Source organism: Chitinispirillales bacterium ANBcel5 (assembly GCA_029688955.1).
In the GTDB taxonomy this organism is placed as follows: domain Bacteria; phylum Fibrobacterota; class Chitinivibrionia; order Chitinivibrionales; family Chitinispirillaceae; genus Cellulosispirillum; species Cellulosispirillum alkaliphilum.
Map to the genome: position 1 here is coordinate 1 of JARUKZ010000060.1, position 16,644 is coordinate 16,644.

At 39.5% G+C, this 16,644-nt stretch carries 15 protein-coding genes; 3 read left to right on the forward strand and 12 right to left on the reverse strand.

Annotated features, from left to right (window positions below; translation table 11 throughout):
* Positions 1 to 172: 172 nt before the first annotated feature.
* The 10 genes from QA601_18030 to rsxC all read right to left on the reverse strand — a co-directional run bounded on the left by QA601_18030 (position 173) and on the right by rsxC (position 10,125).
* Positions 173 to 1,444: a SpoIIE family protein phosphatase gene (locus QA601_18030; protein ID MDG5817001.1), complete on the reverse strand. Its 1,272-nt coding sequence runs from the start codon at positions 1,442 to 1,444 to the stop codon at positions 173 to 175.
* On the reverse strand, positions 1,444 to 2,136 hold the full coding sequence (gene tsaB, locus QA601_18035) for a tRNA (adenosine(37)-N6)-threonylcarbamoyltransferase complex dimerization subunit type 1 TsaB (protein ID MDG5817002.1): 693 nt from the start codon (positions 2,134 to 2,136) through the stop codon (positions 1,444 to 1,446). Before tsaB ends, QA601_18030 begins: the two co-directional genes overlap by 1 nt.
* A complete protein-coding gene (locus tag QA601_18040) occupies positions 2,133 to 3,179 on the reverse strand; it encodes a D-alanine--D-alanine ligase (protein MDG5817003.1) in 1,047 nt (348 codons plus the stop codon). Before QA601_18040 ends, tsaB begins: the two co-directional genes overlap by 4 nt.
* Complete coding sequence (locus tag QA601_18045) at positions 3,176 to 4,501, reverse strand: glycine--tRNA ligase (protein MDG5817004.1); 1,326 nt, start codon at positions 4,499 to 4,501, stop codon at positions 3,176 to 3,178. The genes QA601_18040 and QA601_18045 overlap by 4 nt, the downstream gene beginning before the upstream one ends.
* A gap of 262 nt (positions 4,502 to 4,763) precedes the next feature.
* Positions 4,764 to 5,804 (reverse strand): RnfABCDGE type electron transport complex subunit B, encoded by a 1,041-nt coding sequence (locus QA601_18050; GenBank protein MDG5817005.1) that lies wholly within the window; start codon positions 5,802 to 5,804, stop codon positions 4,764 to 4,766.
* 2 nt (positions 5,805 to 5,806) lie between these two features.
* A complete protein-coding gene (locus QA601_18055; GenBank protein MDG5817006.1) occupies positions 5,807 to 6,430 on the reverse strand; it encodes an RnfABCDGE type electron transport complex subunit A in 624 nt (207 codons plus the stop codon).
* The gene (locus QA601_18060) at positions 6,427 to 7,026 is read right to left on the reverse strand and encodes an electron transport complex subunit E (GenBank protein ID MDG5817007.1); all 600 of its coding nucleotides are present in this window, start codon (positions 7,024 to 7,026) and stop codon (positions 6,427 to 6,429) included. Before QA601_18060 ends, QA601_18055 begins: the two co-directional genes overlap by 4 nt.
* 2 nt (positions 7,027 to 7,028) lie before the next feature.
* Positions 7,029 to 7,688, reverse strand: coding sequence for an FMN-binding protein (locus QA601_18065; protein ID MDG5817008.1), 660 nt, complete (start codon positions 7,686 to 7,688; stop codon positions 7,029 to 7,031).
* Positions 7,681 to 8,751, reverse strand: coding sequence for an RnfABCDGE type electron transport complex subunit D (locus tag QA601_18070; protein ID MDG5817009.1), 1,071 nt, complete (start codon positions 8,749 to 8,751; stop codon positions 7,681 to 7,683). The genes QA601_18065 and QA601_18070 overlap by 8 nt, the downstream gene beginning before the upstream one ends.
* Before the next feature lie 27 nt (positions 8,752 to 8,778).
* The gene (rsxC, locus tag QA601_18075) at positions 8,779 to 10,125 is read right to left on the reverse strand and encodes an electron transport complex subunit RsxC (GenBank protein MDG5817010.1); all 1,347 of its coding nucleotides are present in this window, start codon (positions 10,123 to 10,125) and stop codon (positions 8,779 to 8,781) included.
* A 309-nt stretch (positions 10,126 to 10,434) separates the two neighbouring features.
* Between rsxC and QA601_18080 the strand changes: the two genes are divergently transcribed.
* The 3 genes from QA601_18080 to ispF all read left to right on the forward strand — a co-directional run bounded on the left by QA601_18080 (position 10,435) and on the right by ispF (position 12,218).
* Positions 10,435 to 10,965: a DUF4416 family protein gene (locus tag QA601_18080; protein ID MDG5817011.1), complete on the forward strand. Its 531-nt coding sequence runs from the start codon at positions 10,435 to 10,437 to the stop codon at positions 10,963 to 10,965.
* A gap of 277 nt (positions 10,966 to 11,242) precedes the next feature.
* Positions 11,243 to 11,689, forward strand: a complete 447-nt coding sequence (locus tag QA601_18085; protein MDG5817012.1) for a hypothetical protein — start codon at positions 11,243 to 11,245, stop codon at positions 11,687 to 11,689.
* A 46-nt stretch (positions 11,690 to 11,735) separates the two neighbouring features.
* Positions 11,736 to 12,218 (forward strand): 2-C-methyl-D-erythritol 2,4-cyclodiphosphate synthase, encoded by a 483-nt coding sequence (gene ispF / locus QA601_18090; GenBank protein ID MDG5817013.1) that lies wholly within the window; start codon positions 11,736 to 11,738, stop codon positions 12,216 to 12,218.
* A 6-nt stretch (positions 12,219 to 12,224) separates the two neighbouring features.
* On the opposite strand, the gene QA601_18095 is transcribed toward ispF, so the two are convergent.
* Both QA601_18095 and QA601_18100 read right to left on the reverse strand, forming a co-directional pair.
* Positions 12,225 to 14,510: a hypothetical protein gene (locus QA601_18095; protein MDG5817014.1), complete on the reverse strand. Its 2,286-nt coding sequence runs from the start codon at positions 14,508 to 14,510 to the stop codon at positions 12,225 to 12,227.
* 475 nt (positions 14,511 to 14,985) lie between these two features.
* Positions 14,986 to 15,741, reverse strand: coding sequence for a tetratricopeptide repeat protein (locus QA601_18100; GenBank protein MDG5817015.1), 756 nt, complete (start codon positions 15,739 to 15,741; stop codon positions 14,986 to 14,988).
* Positions 15,742 to 16,644 lie beyond the last annotated feature (903 nt).

Here is a 16,644-nt window from a genome sequence, read left to right on the forward strand (position 1 = left end):
GTGTATCTACTGTTTGCTGTGTATCTACTGTTTGCTGTGTATCTACTGTTTGCTGTGTATCTTGTGCGTCTGCTGTTTGCAGATAAGTATTGGAGTTAGCAGAAAAAGAAAAACCCAAAAGGATCAAAAATAAAGATAGGAAATAAACAATGTTCATTGGTTTAAAAAATCCTTACGCGCAAATCTCAGCGACAATGAGTGTATAGTCGTCTTCAAGTGAATATTCAGATAAGCTATTTTCTATAGAGCCTATAACCCCTTCAAAAGGTGTTGATGAAATTTCGGTAATAAGTTCAGTAAAACGGTCATACCCAAAAACATTAAGTTTTCGATCTTGTCGTTCAAAGACATCATAAATACCATCGGTGAAAAAATAAAAGCGGTCACCTTTTTTAAACTCAAAGTAGTTTTTATCAAGAAACGGTTCATCAAGAATACCAAGGAACGGTCCGGAACATTTAAGTTTTTCAAAAGTTCCATCTTTTCTTATTACAACTGGTATTGGGTGACCAGCTCTGCTAAATTCTACAATATTTTTTTTAAAATCAAAAATACACCAGAAACAGGTTAAGTAATGACTGGTATGAATGCATCTGCAAAGGTCAGCATTCATTCGTAATAGGAGCTCTGATGTATCGATTTTTGATTTGCTGTGATGGTCAAGAGATGTTTTGGCTATAGCACCAATCAATGATGAGGACAAACCGTGTCCGGACGCGTCCCCTATGAAGATACCAAATTTATCTTCAGAAATAGTAACGAAGTCGTAGAAATCGCCTCCTACCTCTGAAATAGGTTGGCATACGACATCAAGCTTTAGTGATTTTGATGAAGGTATTTCAGGTGGTAAAAGACCTTGCTGAATTCTTCGGGCAAGCTTAAGTTCATCGTGAATGTTTTCTTGCGCTGCTTCCAGCCTTTTGGTGGTATTAGCAAGCGAGTGGTTTTTTTTCTCAAGGTCGAGTTTGAGTTGTTCAAGAGTGGTGATGTCTCTTATATGTTCGATTACACAGAATTCGGTTTTTCTCTCATAGGGAATTGCGTATGTAGAAAAATTAATAGAAACAGCCCCGTGGCCATCGGGATGGACTGAATGCTCAACAAAGTAACTTTTTTGAGTAGAAAGAGTTTCTTTTAAATGGCAGTCTTCACAAATATCTGAACGGTTCCTTAATAGTTTATAACATTTTTGCCCGATTGATTGCTTGATAGGTTGGCCAATAAGTAGCGCATATGCTTTATTGATTCGCTTAACTGTGTAATCACTTGAGATAACAGCCAAAGGATCATTCACCGCATCAAGCATACTCTCCAACCCTAGCTTGCTTTTATAAATGAGGTGAAGAGGGTAGCGACGGTAAAAAATGCTAAGAATTACTACTGCTACTGTGAGTGTCAGCACAGCAGGGAAGAGAAAATCGAATGAAAAAAACAGGTTAAGCATCAGCTTGCTTTCTTTTGTGCATAAGAAAGACGTAGATAGTTTGGTTTCAGCTCAAAAGCATCACACCAAAGGCTGCTATCATCTAAAAAAGAACTTGCAATGGCTGAAGTTACAAAGCCACGGTGAACAGGATCATTTTCAACGGCCAGAGTGTTTCTTTTATTTTCAAGAGCTTTGAAAATGGTACTACGAGAAAATCCCATTTTATCTGTAATTATAATATCATCGGGGGTTGAGGTTTCAAGTAATTCATCAATTCCACTGATCTTATCATCACTCAAACGTAACATTTTACCATCTTTAATACTGAAAGATGCCCAATATATTTCATCGTTTCTTGCGTCTATAGCAGAAAAAATCCTGGTCTCCACAGGAGTTTTAAATGAAGCAGCCATCACATTGAGAGTTGAAAGCGGGAGAACTTTTCTGTTGTTACTGGCGCAAAATCCTTTTACAAAGGCAATACCTATACGAAGTCCGGTAAATGACCCCGGACCAACAGGAATAGCTACATGAGTGACTTCACTAGGATCAACAGAATTTAGTTTCAGAAGCATTTTTACCGCTTCGGTTATATGTTCTGCATGTGAATTACGAACAAACCTCGAAACAGATGCCAAAGGTTTACCATCTTTATGCAATCCAATACCAAGATCCGTTGATGAAGTGTCTATTCCAAGAATTACGCTCATTTCCCCTTCGTATCTCCTTTGGACAAAGCAGACTGAATCATTATATCAAGTAACTTATTGTAGGTCCCTCCTGCTGCTTTATAGGCTTTGGGAAGCAGGGAGTTGGAGGTCATTCCGGGAAGAGTATTCGTTTCAAGCACATAAAGTTTTGAATCCGCGTAGATCATATCAGTTCTTGAATAACCACTGCAGTTGAGTAAATTATGAGCTTTTAATGAAACTCTCTTAATTTCATCAAGTAACTCCTCAGCTCGGGGAGCCGGCACCAGTTCAAGAGATGCACCATCACTGTATTTAGCATGGTAATCAAAAAATGTAGAGTTTACTGGTCGGATCTCAACAGGTGGAAGAGCCTCAATGGTACCATCGGGGTTCTCTACTACACCACAGGAGAATTCAATTCCATCAACAGCGGCTTCAACCAGTATATCATCGGAGTCTTCCAGAAGTTCACCTAAAAGTTTAAGCAACGATTTCTTATCGTTGGCACACCCCATCAAACGGCTGGATCCGGATTGAGGACATTTAACGTAGCAGGGGAGGCCATGGTTTTCAATAAGTTGGTCAACTGTTACATCGGGGTTGTTTTTTCCAAATATCGAGTAAGGGGGAACAGTAAGGCCCCCCTTTTCATAAATGAACTTTGAAGTGATTTTGTTCATTGCTACCGCGCTTGCATATACCCCTGAACCGGTATAAGGAATACCTATGGTTTCCAAAAACCCCTGCACAGTACCATCTTCTCCAAATGTTCCATGTAGCGCCAGGAGTGTTACGTCACATGATTTCCACAGCTCTTCACAACAGTTAGCTTTATAAGGGCCATTAAAGAGAGGAGAGTCATTTGGTGAAGAGAGAGAATCCAGATCATGAACACTATGGTCTATTTCGCAAAAATAAAAGTCTTTCTCTTTGGTTACGACAACTGCCCTTATGTTGTACTTATCTTTACTAAGATTGTACAGAATCTCTCTTCCAGAACGTAAGGAGACCTCATGTTCTGCAGAAGGTCCCCCCATAAGTACATTCACGCCGATTTTCATTTTAATGCATCTTTCATTTTCTGTTTTAAAATTTCAGATACGGAACTCGCAGCTATTCTGTATTGCTCACGGCTGTCACGTTCTCGGAGTGTTACAGTCTGGTCTTCAAGGCTTTGGCTGTCAACTGTGATGCAATACGGTGTTCCGATTTCATCCTGACGAGCATAGCGTCTTCCGATTGATGAACTATGGTCATAAAACGATTTGATTGAATCATCTAATAGTTCATCATAAATCTTCTCTGCCATCTCCGGCATACCATCCCTTTTCACCAGTGGTAATACTGCTGCCTTGATCGGAGAAAGTGATGGATGAAGACGAAGGATGGTGCGTTTATTTTTACCTTCACCTTCCACGTCATAAGCATCAACCAGAAATGCAAGCGTTGTTCTGTCTGCACCAGCAGCGGGTTCTATAACATATGGAAAATAGTGTTGTTTTGACTCTTCATCAAAATAAGCCAAACTCTTTCCACTAAACTCTGAATGCTGTTTTAAATCATAATCAGTTCTGTTTGCAATACCTTCCAGCTCACTCCACCCAAAAGGAAATAAGAACTCTACATCCACACACGCTTTCGCGTAATGGGCAAGTTCATCACTTTCGTGATCCCGAAGCCTTAGATTCTCACGTTTAATACCATGGTCTATGTACCACTGAAAACGTGCCTGACTCCAGTACTCATACCATTTCTGGTCTTCTTCTGGTGGTACAAAAAATTCCATTTCCATTTGCTCAAATTCACGGGTTCGGTAGATAAAATTTCCCGGAGTAATCTCATTGCGAAAACTTTTACCAATCTGTGCAATTCCAAATGGTGGTTTAAGTCTTGCGGATTGTTGTACGTTCAGAAAATTAACAAATATACCCTGAGCAGTTTCTGGTCGTAGATAAACAGTTGAGGTATTATCTTCAACAGGTCCCATAAACGTTTTGAACATAAGGTTAAATTTTCTTATATCCGTTAATTCTCCACTACATTTAGGGCACTTTTCGAGGCTTTCAAGATGGTCTGCTCTGAATCTTTCCTTACATTTTTTACAATCAACAAGTGGATCAGAAAAACCAGATAAGTGACCGGATGCTTCCCAGATTTTTGGATGCATGAGTATTGAGGAATCCAGGCCTACGATATTTCGGCGATGGGTCACCATAGAACGCCACCATGACTCTTTTACATTTCTTTTGAGTTCAACTCCAAGAGGACCGTAATCCCAGCAACTGTTGAGACCACCATATATCTCACTGGATTGGAAAATAAATCCTCTTCGTTTGCACAGATTCACAATAGTACTCATGAGGTTTGGGGATTTTACCGCCATTTGAAAACATCCTCCACACAAGGGTTTGCTAAAGTTATTATAAATATATAGTGTTATAAAATACGTTCAGGCAATGAATTTAGCCAATCGAGTATTGAATATCACAGCTTTAAATATGCTTTTATTGGGAGTTTTTTGAAAAAACGAGGAGCGTATGGCTTAGTAAGTGTTTAGAGTATTGGGTAAAAGAAAAAAGATAAAGTAAGGATTATTGGTGAAATGGATATATCCTTACCTTTACCTTAAAAATTCATTTATACATTTATGCATTTATTGAAGACGATCTTTGTCTTCTGCTTTTATCTCCTGAGTCATAACCGAGCCCACCCCACAGAGCAATTGCGTGAGCATGGCACTTATTGAGACATAATCCACATCCAATGCATTTTTCCTTATTGACCACATGGCGTTTTCCTGGCTCTCCCTGTATTGCACCTTTAACAGGGCACGCATCAACACAGACACCACATCCATCACATTTTGTATCAATATTTGCTTTTGGCCGTACCTTAACCAGATCGGTAAAGCAGTTGGACGGGCATTTATTTACCGCGGGAATGAAATTTTCTTCTTTGGTGTAATCAAGAACCGGTAAGTTGTTTTGCATTGAAATTGCCCTGGAAGGTGTTGCTTTTACACATAATGTACAGGCTGTACATCCAACTGAGCAATATTTTTTTACCTTTCCACCGCGTTCATGATTAGCGCATGCAAGAAAGATTTTATGAACTTTGGGAATCATAGAAATTATTTTGCGTGGGCATGATGCGACACATTTTTCACACCCGGTACATTTATCCGGATTAACTACAGCGACCCCGTTTTCGTTAACGTGTATTGCTCCAAAAGGGCATGCCCGTACACAACTTCCAAGACCCAGGCACCCATCAGGGCAGACTTTTGAGCCATTACCAACCAAAGTAGCAGCATGACAATCTTCTATACCGTCATACCGCGCTCTTTCCAGTGCTTCTTTTTTGCCACCTTTACAATGTATCGCGGCGATTTTTGGTTCATTGGAATCGTCTGCATTAATACCGAGTATGTCCGCTATTTCATGAACCGTTTTAGAACCACCTGGAATACATCCTGTTGTCTTTGCTTTTCCCTCAACCAATGCTTTAGCAAAACCGGCGCATCCAGGATACCCACAAGCGCCACAATTTGCTCCAGGAAGGATATCCTGAAGTTTTGAGATACGGGGATCAACGAAGACATGTAATTTTTTGGATGCTATTCCAAGACCAAGGCCAAAGAATAAGCCAACAGAGCCGACAATTATAACCGAAAGCAAAATTTCCACTTTTATCCTCCGACGGATGCAAAGAAGTTAAGGCCTGAAAATCCAAGGAATGCAAGTGCCATCAAACCACCAACAAGAAAAGCCGCTGGAAGACCTTCAAGAGCCTTTGGAGTATTGGCCAACTCAAGTTTTTCCCTGACCCCTGCCATTAATACCAGCGCAAGAGTGAAACCCACACCGGAAGCAATACCATTGACAAGGCTCTCAATAAAGGTGAAAGAATTACCGGTAAATTCATTAATTCCGGTGTTCAACACCGCTACCCCTAAGATAGCACAGTTTGTTGTAATAAGGGGAAGGAAAATACCCAGAGCCTCGTATAGTGCGGGTGAGAATTTCTGCAGCGACATCTCAAGCAACTGTACAAGAGATGCTATGACCAGAATAAATACAATTGTCTGCAAATAAGCAACATCCATGGGTATAAGGATGTAGTTATGAATAACCCATGTAAACATAGATGCTACTGTCATCACAAATATAACTGCCATTCCCATACCGGTGGCACTTGAGAGCTTTTTTGACACTCCCAGAAAGGGGCACAAGCCAAGAAAACGTGCTAAAACCAGGTTCTGAACGAGAACCGCTGCTATAGAAATCTGTAAAATGTTTATTAAACCATTCATGGACGAGTACCTTCTTTCTTGTCACGGAGATAGGTGATTAAACCCATTACCAGTGCAATGGCAAAAAATCCTCCCGGAGCGAGTACAAACGCCGCCATAGGCTCGAACCCTGGAATCACCAAAAGTCCCCAAATTTGATTACTGCCAAGAACTTCTCTGAACAAGCTCAGGATGCTTAGTGCGAATGTAAAACCAAGCCCCATCACCAAACCATCAATTACCGAACGAAAAGGATTGTTTTTGGACGCGAAAGCCTCAGCGCGCCCCAAAATAACACAGTTTACCACAATAAGGGGAATAAAGATTCCTAATTCACGGTTAAGAGTGGGGAAGTGGGCCTGTAAAATAAGCTGCAAAATAGAAACAAAAGTGGCAATTACTACTATAAAGCATGGAATTCTGACCTTAGCCGGTATCCATCCCTTAATAAGTGAAATAATTATATTGGAGCAAAGGAGCACAAAAGTAGCGGCCATTCCCATTCCAAACCCATTTTGCACAGAAGTGCTGACAGCCAGAGCCGGACATAATCCAAGAGCAAGTATGAGTATAGGGTTCTCTTTAACCACTCCACGTTTTATTTCTTCAGAAAACATATTTACTCAGTCCCTTTCAATGCTTTGACATAACTTTTTACTTTTTCCTCCACTCCACTGACTACTGCATTGGTAGAGATTGTAGAACCAGTGATTGCGGTTACACTATTGTTTTCTTTGAGCTCATTTCGCTTATCCTGGTCGAGGTTATGCCATTCACCCGATGAATTGTTTATAGTGATTGGCAAAAGAGCTGAGAGTCCTTTGAACTGTTCAGTAAACCATGGTTCATTTTCTTCTGATGAGCTGAAAAGAAATGTCCAGATATATTCAGAAGAAGCCACCTCTTCGACCCTTGAACCCAGCCCCGGGGTTTCCTGTTGTTCAAGAATGGTCATCCCGGTGATTGTTCCTTCAGGATCAACACCTACCATATATTTAATATCGCCAGAGTAACCCATTCTGCTAACTTCAAAAGCATAATTCAAAACTTCACCATCATCACAAACACCTACCCAGTACTTTGAAGGTAAAATTCCCTCTCCTGATTTTTCCTTTATAGTAATACCCTCAGGAAAAACAGCTTGCAGTGATTGTTTTTGAATAAGTTCATTTTGATACGCTATTTGTTCTCTTGTACTATGATTAGTTATTCCAATAGCCAAACCAGCAACAAGCGATATAGCCATAAGAGCCAATGCAAGTTTAATTACGTCAGTCACGTTTCATCACCTCGCCATAGATTTTTGGTCTGGTGTACCTGTCGATAAGAGGTACAATTAAATTCATTAAAAGAATAGAATAGGTAACACCTTCAGGATAACCGCCAAATTTCCTGATTGTAAAAGTAAGAACACCACAACCAATACCAAAAATGATTCGACCTTTTGGAGTAATGGGTGATGTAACCATATCAGTTGCCATAAAGATGGCTCCCAGTAACAGCCCTCCAGCAAGAACATGATAGGTGGGAGTGATTAAAGATGCTGAATTAAAGAAAGATCCAGAACCATTTGAGAGCCAAAAAAGAATAAATACTGTACCGATATAGCTAAGTGGAATTCTGATATCGATAATTCTTTTCCAAACAAGGATTAGGCCGCCCAAAAGAAGGGCTATTGCGGAAGTTTCTCCAATACAACCACCTACATTACCTATTGATAAACTTCTAAGAGCGGAACTAAAAAGTTGTGGATCAAAGTTGCCTGCAAGAAATGCATCCTTGATATTGCTAAGCGGCGTTGCTCCACTTACCCCATCTATACCACTTATTGAACCAAAGAAAGGGGCGTTAAAATTGGTCATTGCAGCCGGGTAGCTTGCCACCAAAAACGCTCTTCCGGCAAGTGCGGGATTGATAAAGTTGCTTCCAAGGCCACCAAACGCAAGTTTTGCCAATGCAATGGCGAAAACCGAACCGATTACCGCTGTCCACCAGGGAAGTGTGGCAGGAAAATTTAAAGCCAGAAGAAGGCCGGTTAAAACAGCACTGTAATCTTTTATAGTACATGGACGTTTGAAATATTTGTTTATAAACCACTCTGTTCCAACAGCACTTCCAACACTTACAACCGTAAGCATGATAGAACGCCAGCCAAAAAATATCACCGATGAAACAAATGCCGGCATAAGTGCCAAAATAACCCACTTCATGATCTCAGGCACCGCCATAGGCTGTCGGATATGGGGAGAAGTAGAGAGGTGTAGCAGCATCTTTTCATCCACCTGCGGTGAAATGGACTGCTGGTTTTGATTTGAAGTAGTTGTTTTAGGTACAGTTGTCATAGAGATTGTAATCCTCTGTATGTAAGCTTATTTTTTCTGCTCTGTGTTTTGAGCTGCACGTTTTGCCTGTATTTGGTATTTACCAAGCCTTATATAATGAACCAGGTTAATCTTTGAAGGACAAGTATAGGTACATGAGCCACATTCCATGCAGTCCATTAGATTCCACTCAGCAGCATCATCTAATTTCCCTTTTTCTGCATATTTACAAATTCGTGATGGTATTAGTTTCATAGGACATATTTTTACACACTTTCCACAATTAATACAGGGATATTCTCTGATTCCGGGGGTTTTTTCGTCAAGAGTAAGAAGTCCAGAAGTAGATTTAATCACCGGAACATCAAGCGTAGATAAAGCGATACCCATCATAGGGCCCCCGGTAACCACCTTTTTAAGCATGGAAAAATCCACATCACAGGCCTGAAGTATGTTCATTACAGGGGTACCGATTCGAACCAGCAGATTTTTGGGCGTACGCGTTAGAGGCCCTGTGATCGTAACTACTCTTTGATAAAGCGGCTTACCATCAATTATGGCATCATAAATTGCAAGCGCCGTGCTGACATTTTCTACTACACAACCAATGTCCATAGGTAGTCCGCCCGAGGGAACTTCTCTGGAAGTTACCGCGTTAATTAATTGTTTTTCACCGCCCTGGGGATATTTTGATTTAAGGACTCCAACAGATAAGTCCTTAAATTTGGGATCCGAGAGCTTTTGGGAAATAGCAGCGATGGCATCTGCCTTATTGTCCTCAATCGCTATTGTACACCTCTTTGCTCCCAGAATCTTTCTGGTGATGAGGGCGCCGGTTAAAAGTCCTTCCGTACGCTCGAGCATAAGTCTATGATCAGCAGTGAGGTATGGCTCACATTCAGCACCATTTATAATCAAGGTGTCTATAGGTTTGTTGCTTGGTGGAGATAATTTAACATGAGTGGGGAAGGTTGCTCCACCCATACCAACGATTCCGCAGTTATTAATTTTTTGGATTAGTTCGCCCGGAGCAGCTTCTTTCCATGGTTTCTCAAAGCTTTCTAAAGGTGCAAACTCATCTGTGCCATCGTTTTCGATTTCAACGGCCATAGTTTGCTTGCCCGTAGGATGTGGAAACATACCTACTGATTTCACTGTCCCGGATACCGATGAGTGAACAGGGGCGGATACAAATCCGCCAGCATCCCCGATTGTTTGCCCGATACATACTCTGTCACCGCGTTTAACCACAGCTTTTGCTGGTGCGCCAATATGCTGGGAAAGAGGGATAATCACTTTATCCGGTGCCGCGAATTCCTCTATTGTAAGGCTTTCGGTCTGTTTTTTATTGTGTGGTGGGTGGATACCGCCTTTGAAACTATATTTCTTAAACAAAGAGAAGCTCCTGTTCTGCTTTGGGGTGGGTATCTCCTTAGACTTAACCCGCTATTTAAACAACAAAATGAAGTAATGAAGAAGTTTAAAGTACTAAGGGACAGCTGGCTTAGTCAAGAGTAATGGCCCTGGAGTTGAAATAACTCTAAAATAATCAAAAAAATAATCATTGAACCTGAATTTCGTATTTGAATTTAGATATATTTGATTAAAAAATTTCAGGCAGTTATCTGGCTTACATATACAAAGAACTGGTACAAACGTATTGTGCCTGTGGAACTACCAGTATTAAATGTGATAGGGTGAGATATGGGAAGTATTCAAAAACCATTGAACGTTAAATTGTTTATGGGTATCATGTATCATAAGCGAATGAATTTAAAAGAAATACTTCAGGAAATCTGTGAGGAATTTGGACAGCAGGACCGTTTTTTGGGTCCCGTTGATTTTGAGTGGTCTCACTACTATGAACAGGAAATGGGAAAAGACCTGCTAAAATATTATACCACCTTTTCGACTCCAATTGATAGAGATCAACTCCCTTCAATAAAACTTTTTACGAACCAGCTTGAAGCTAAATGGGCTAAAAATGAATGCAGAGCGGTAAATATCGACCCCGGATACATCGCAAGAGATAAACTGGTACTGGCTTCAACCAAAGATTTTTATCATCGTTTGTATCTCTCAGACGGGATTTTTGGCGAAGTGACTCTTCATTACAGAAAAGGTGTTTTCAGATACTTTTCCTGGACCTATCCTGATTACAAGGAACCAAAAATCGTAAATTTTCTCGAAATGGCCCGCGCTGATCTTGTTCATGATCTAAGAAACCAGGGTTAAGATTTGTTAGTGACTCCTTTTTGCTTATCGCATATTTTTTTGTTAGATTTATAGTACTAAATTACCAAGAGCATACTTGGTACATGATAGGGTAGTGAAATTACAAAAAAAGAATTTAAGTATTATAATAAGATGGATGAATAGTTCTTTGCATAACTGTATCATAGTAGTATAACACTAATGATGATGAATGATTTTGTCACAAAATTTGCATCAATGGTCTGTTTTGAAAACATCGCGACCAATTCATAAAATTTGTAAGTGGGTGAGGTGAACAATGCCTGAATCATTAAGAAATAAATATATACCAGCATCTGCTATATCCGTTTTGCTTGTAATTGGCTTACATGGAAAATTATTTGCCGACGATATACAGAGCAGCATTGAGGGGATATTCAGTAATTATGATCTAAATTTTGCGCTGATTATGTTTGTAGCAGGTGTTTTATCTGGTCTTGTTCCGGTTGGAATTATATTAGAGCTACGAAGAAAGGGAAAGAAAAAGAAAGATATAATCGATTCAAAACTACGGCAAAAAATCGAAAAGGAAGAAAACGAGAGAATTAGAAAAATTGTCATGGCTCAGGTTTATTGTGATATAAAAACACAGATAGAAAAACATGAATGGCAGAGAATCGAAAATGAGGTTAGGGAAAAATTGCACAGAGAGGCAAAAAGGAAAGTCTCTGAGGATAAAAAAAAAGAAAGTGAACTTTCGCGATAGAGTTTCTTGTTGAAAGACGAGATAGTGGCAAAAAACGGAGACGGTAATGTACATAAGTTCAATAGGTCAGGATTCACACCGGTTTGAAACAGAAGACGTAAGCAAACCCCTCATACTTGGAGCAATAAAAATCCCACAAAGTCCGGGGCTAAGTGGAAACAGTGATGCTGATGTTGTCTTACACGCAATAACTAATGCTATATCGGGAATTAGCGGTGTAAATATACTTGGCAAAGTAAGTGATGATTTATGTCTTAAAGAAGGCATAAAAGATAGTAAAGTTTACCTTCAAAAAGCTCTCCAAACATTAGAAAACACTATTATCAACCATGTATCAATATCAATTGAATGTAAAAAGCCTAAACTTTCAGATCATATTTCAGAGATGAAAAAATCTGTAGCACAGTTACTATCACTACCGGTTAGTAGTGTAGGTATCACCGCTACAACAGGAGAGGGACTTACCGGTTTTGGAAAAGGTGAGGGGATACAGGCTCTTGTTATTCTCTCAGCTCAAAAGTGTAGTTAAAAACACCTATGGGGTTATAATTACTCTCTGTTTAACCCTCTGGCTACTGCTATTTGATACACTAAATTGCACAAAAATATAATATAAACCAGGAACAATGGTTTTCCCATGATCATTCTTTAAAGTCCATTGATAATGGTCTTTAAAATTCTCAACAATGGCACGGGACCCGAAGCTGGAAAGCGATCCAACAAGAGCGCCATCCATGCTGTAAATTCTAATATCGTTAATTCTCTCTCCTCTTATATGGACCGCTCTTTCTGAAGCAGATAGTTTTGCCCTGGTTGGAAAAATTCGAGGCGTTTTGTCATCCTCATTATTCTCTGCCATCTCTGATTTAAGTACAGCAAAAACACCCGGCTCGTCAATTACAATAATCCAGCTATAAGCCGTATCTAAATCGTTTATAGTTGATTCTACCTGCTGCCATTGGTTTTCGTTATGGTTCCATTTATTTAAATCAACTGATTTAAATACTGGATCCACTAACTCTCGTTTTACTCTTATTTCCAGTTCCATACTACACTGTTCTGCCCAAATGAGGGGGAAAGAGATTTCAAATTGTTCAGATAAAGCAGCATAGGAGTGTTGATCTTCCAAAGCAGAGTCCAGAATCGATATTTCCGGAAGCCCTCTTAACTTTTCGTTTGCATGTAAATAAAAACTGGCAGAACTGTTAGTAGTAGGGGAAACAACTTTCAAACGTGCTGTGTCATTTTGATCGTAACTAACAGGATTTATCTCAAAATGGTTACTAAAGTCGATACGATTAGTTGAATCAGCATTAGATACAACCAGCACTACACTTTCATAACTTTTCCATTGCGGGATGGTGAGATCTGCGGTATGAATATTCCCTTTAGGAACAGTAATAATTTCACTTCCATGTTCAGTGTTTTTAATCACCCGTGCACTCCAAAGCGGAAAAGCTGGACTAAGGCGTTGGTCTAAATCTGCCCTAACATTAAGAAACAGGGTGTCATTATGGTGCTCTTGTGGTTCGAGGGAAGTGATTGCCATTGCATAGGGAGAGATTGTTTGCCTAATCAGATCTTTATCAATTAATTCGGGGCTCCATGAGCTCATAAGTTCAGCATCACTTACAAACCGCCCATCTGTAGCTCTATCTCCGGTAAAATAACTGTGGGCGTGAAAATCATTAAGAATATCAGCCCAGTTGCGGGTAAACTGCGAAGATACTTCCTGTAAATTACGGTGAAAGGACTGTTTTTGTTCATAATTTCTCGTGTGAACATTTTTAATAAAATCAATGACATTTTCGCCCACAGCTTTTTCAAAAAGAAATTTCGTCAGCAATGAATTAGTGTAAATGGCTTCAGTGCTGAAAAATGGCATAGTAGGATTTAAAAAGAAGTCGTTGGCATATTGCAGGTAATCATTAACATAACCAAAAGCAAGATCCTCCATGAGAACCGCGGTGCCCTCTATCCAGGAAACGGGAAAGTGGTCAAGATAAATATTTCCTTGCACATCCCAGGTCATTGCGTATTGTACAGCATGAAAAAGCTCATGCGCACAGGTAACCCTTACAGCGTCAAAAGGGTTTTCATTGTATCCATACTCTGCCCATGATGGATCAGACCAGTCATTGTTGATTTCAATAAAGCTCATGAACCCGGGAAGACCTTCCCCTGCCTGATCCCTTACATGTGTAATACCATAATGACCGTAAGCTTGTTCTCTAACTACGACTTTGTACTGTGGGGAGGGAAGAGAGTCACTTCTGTAGGCTATAGGAGCAGGGAATCCAAAACGCTCCACAATCATTGACCAGGAACTATCCAGGGCAAAAGCTACTTCGTCTATGTAATCAGGTACACCGCTTGGACCATCAGTTCTGTTACGCCAGTGCTCATCAGACCCGTAGCCGAAACTATCTGTTACAGATACACTATCCGCTCCGCTGGTTGTATAGAATATTTCAAAGAGCCCACGGGGTGAAATATGAGACTGAAAATTTGGGGGTATGCTGGTCGCGGCTTTATACAGCGATTTAAATTCGGGACTAAGTTGATCCCAAATGCGAGCGAGATGTAAATAATCATACTCAGGTATCTGATCCTTCTTTACAGGAAAACGGTCAGCAGGAGACCTCATCGCACGATGTGTTAAAAATGGAGTCAGCCGTCTTTCAAAACTTCGTACATCGATGTGGGAATGATTATTAATGCAGCTTTGATCATTAAAACACCGATGCCGGACCTTGGCCTGCGCCGGCAAATTTAATAAAAGGAGAAGAAAAGTTATAAGGAAAGCTTTATTCATAACCATAGAAGCAGATTACGCACCTGAAACTTACATTGTTTTTATTTTGTTATCTAAAAATATTTTACCGCATACCAAGGGATGTAGAAAACTTATACAGGATCTTTATAGTTGAAGTAAAAAAAAAGCGGACACTGAAAGTGCCCGCTTACGTTTGGCTGAAACCCTTAAACTCGGTATTCTGCTTCAAAATTTGGGGAAGATATCAGCAGAACTGTAGCACACAAGGGAGGTGCAAAGAGCTTTGGGTATTTCTATATACTCTATCGGTACTATGATTTATGGACTTAAGTATTTTTTTTTAATTACCGGTAACTCTTTATCTAATTAGATTATACCAGCTTTTTTCTGTGATCTTCACCTGCTATTCAAGTTATGGCATGTTTTGGTTGCACAAAAATACAGTAATGGCATTTGCTTTTGACCCCTGATCTTTATCATCAAAAAAGAGGTTTGTGCATCCTTTTTTCACAGTAAAAGGTCAATTTTCCTTTAAAACCATAGATTCAAAATTCTTAGACAGTGATTTAAGTCCCGGAATTTTATCTCTATAGCTTTGGAAAAATTCATAGGCTTCTGATTGCATGCCTGAAGCTTTTGCAGTATCGATAAGATTAAGATAGGTGTCGTGTTCAACAGGGTTAAGCTTAATAGATTCACAGAAACAATTGTATGCCTCTTTATAACGTTTTTGATAGTAATGGATAATTCCCAGGCCACAGAAAGCCTCTGCATTTGGCCCCTCTTTTTCTAAACTCCGGGAGAATTTATCAAGAGCCATGTTTAAGTTCCCACTATTGAGCTCATTACGAGCCTCCTCACAAAGAGCGTTATGTGTTCCTATCTTAAGGGCCCGTGGAGTGTAATAGATATCTTCACCGAACTTTATGATACTTTCATAGATAATCTTTATCTCAGGAGAAATACTTCCCTGTTTTACCGCTTTTTGGAAATAGGGAATTACCAGCCGTACCTTTTTAAGTTTAAGAGCGGCATCGAAGAGATTTAAGAGCGCATCACTGTAACCGGGATTAAGTGTTACTGAGCGCATGAACATTGTATAGGAATCCTGCCAGGCACGTCTTAACCATGCAATGATCCCCATACTATTATAAGCACGCCAGTTTTGGGGGGCATTGTTGATAATTTCTATTAAAATAGCTGCAGCTGATGAAAGATCATTGCGCACGATTGCATCTTCGGCTTTAATGTTTTCTTCTAAAAATTTTTCACTCATACCTAAAATCCGCAGTTATTGGTGAAATCATATTACTTTAAATCTAGTACTATATTAACATCATTGGATAGAGTATGCTACAATTTTTTGAGATATCATTTTGATTTAAAAGGGAATTATGAAAAAAAGTGAGTAGGAGGATCATTTGAGTTTTGAGTGTTCCCACCACTTTTGGATAGTACTTTCCTTCATTCTGCGGTGGATAAATGATCTTAGATATCAAAGACGAGCTCTTTTAGAGCTAAATAAACAATAATTACCCAATGGATTTCCTGCGCTTCCTGGTTATGCTACTATATTGATATCGTTTATGTTACGTATTGGCACTTCATCTCATAGTTAAACTTCTTACTACGCCTGTTCACCTATGGAGTAGCTTCATTTTAAATTGAAATGAGACAGATCATCTATGGAGTAGCTCCATTTTAAATTGAAATGAGACAGATCACCTCTGCATTAGCTTCATTTTAAATTGAAATGAGACAGATCACCTCTGCATTAGCTTCATTTTAAATTGAAATGAGACTGATCACCTACTGAGAAGCTTCATTTTAAATTAAAATGAGACTGATCACCTGCTGAGTAGCTTCATTTTAAATTGAAATGAGACTGATCACCTACTGAGTAGCTCTATTTTAAATTGAAATGAGACTGATCACCTCTGCATTAGGTTCATTTTAAATTGAAATGAGACTGATCACCTCTGCATTAGCTTCATTTTAAATTGAAATGAGACTGATCACCTCTGCATTAGGTTCATTTTAAATTGAAATGAGACTGATCACCTCTGCATTAGCTCTATTTTAAATTGAAATGAGACTGATCACCTACTGAGTAGCTTCATTTTAAATTGAAATGAGACTGATCACCTCTGCATTAGGTTCATTTTAAATTGAAATGAGA

What these genes read in the sequence shown, in the direction of transcription:
- QA601_18030 (MDG5817001.1), bottom strand. Translation starts at nt 1,444, where the DNA reads ATGCTTAACCTGTTTTTTTCATTCGATTTTCTCTTCCCTGCTGTGCTG.
- tsaB (MDG5817002.1), bottom strand. Translation starts at nt 2,136, where the DNA reads ATGAGCGTAATTCTTGGAATAGACACTTCATCAACGGATCTTGGTATT.
- QA601_18040 (MDG5817003.1), bottom strand. Translation starts at nt 3,179, where the DNA reads ATGAAAATCGGCGTGAATGTACTTATGGGGGGACCTTCTGCAGAACAT.
- QA601_18045 (MDG5817004.1), bottom strand. Translation starts at nt 4,501, where the DNA reads ATGGCGGTAAAATCCCCAAACCTCATGAGTACTATTGTGAATCTGTGC.
- QA601_18055 (MDG5817006.1), bottom strand. Translation starts at nt 6,430, where the DNA reads ATGAATGGTTTAATAAACATTTTACAGATTTCTATAGCAGCGGTTCTC.
- QA601_18060 (MDG5817007.1), bottom strand. Translation starts at nt 7,026, where the DNA reads ATGTTTTCTGAAGAAATAAAACGTGGAGTGGTTAAAGAGAACCCTATA.
- QA601_18070 (MDG5817009.1), bottom strand. Translation starts at nt 8,751, where the DNA reads ATGACAACTGTACCTAAAACAACTACTTCAAATCAAAACCAGCAGTCC.
- QA601_18080 (MDG5817011.1), top strand. Translation starts at nt 10,435, where the DNA reads ATGGGAAGTATTCAAAAACCATTGAACGTTAAATTGTTTATGGGTATC.
- QA601_18085 (MDG5817012.1), top strand. Translation starts at nt 11,243, where the DNA reads ATGCCTGAATCATTAAGAAATAAATATATACCAGCATCTGCTATATCC.
- ispF (MDG5817013.1), top strand. Translation starts at nt 11,736, where the DNA reads ATGTACATAAGTTCAATAGGTCAGGATTCACACCGGTTTGAAACAGAA.
- QA601_18095 (MDG5817014.1), bottom strand. Translation starts at nt 14,510, where the DNA reads ATGGTTATGAATAAAGCTTTCCTTATAACTTTTCTTCTCCTTTTATTA.
- QA601_18100 (MDG5817015.1), bottom strand. Translation starts at nt 15,741, where the DNA reads ATGAGTGAAAAATTTTTAGAAGAAAACATTAAAGCCGAAGATGCAATC.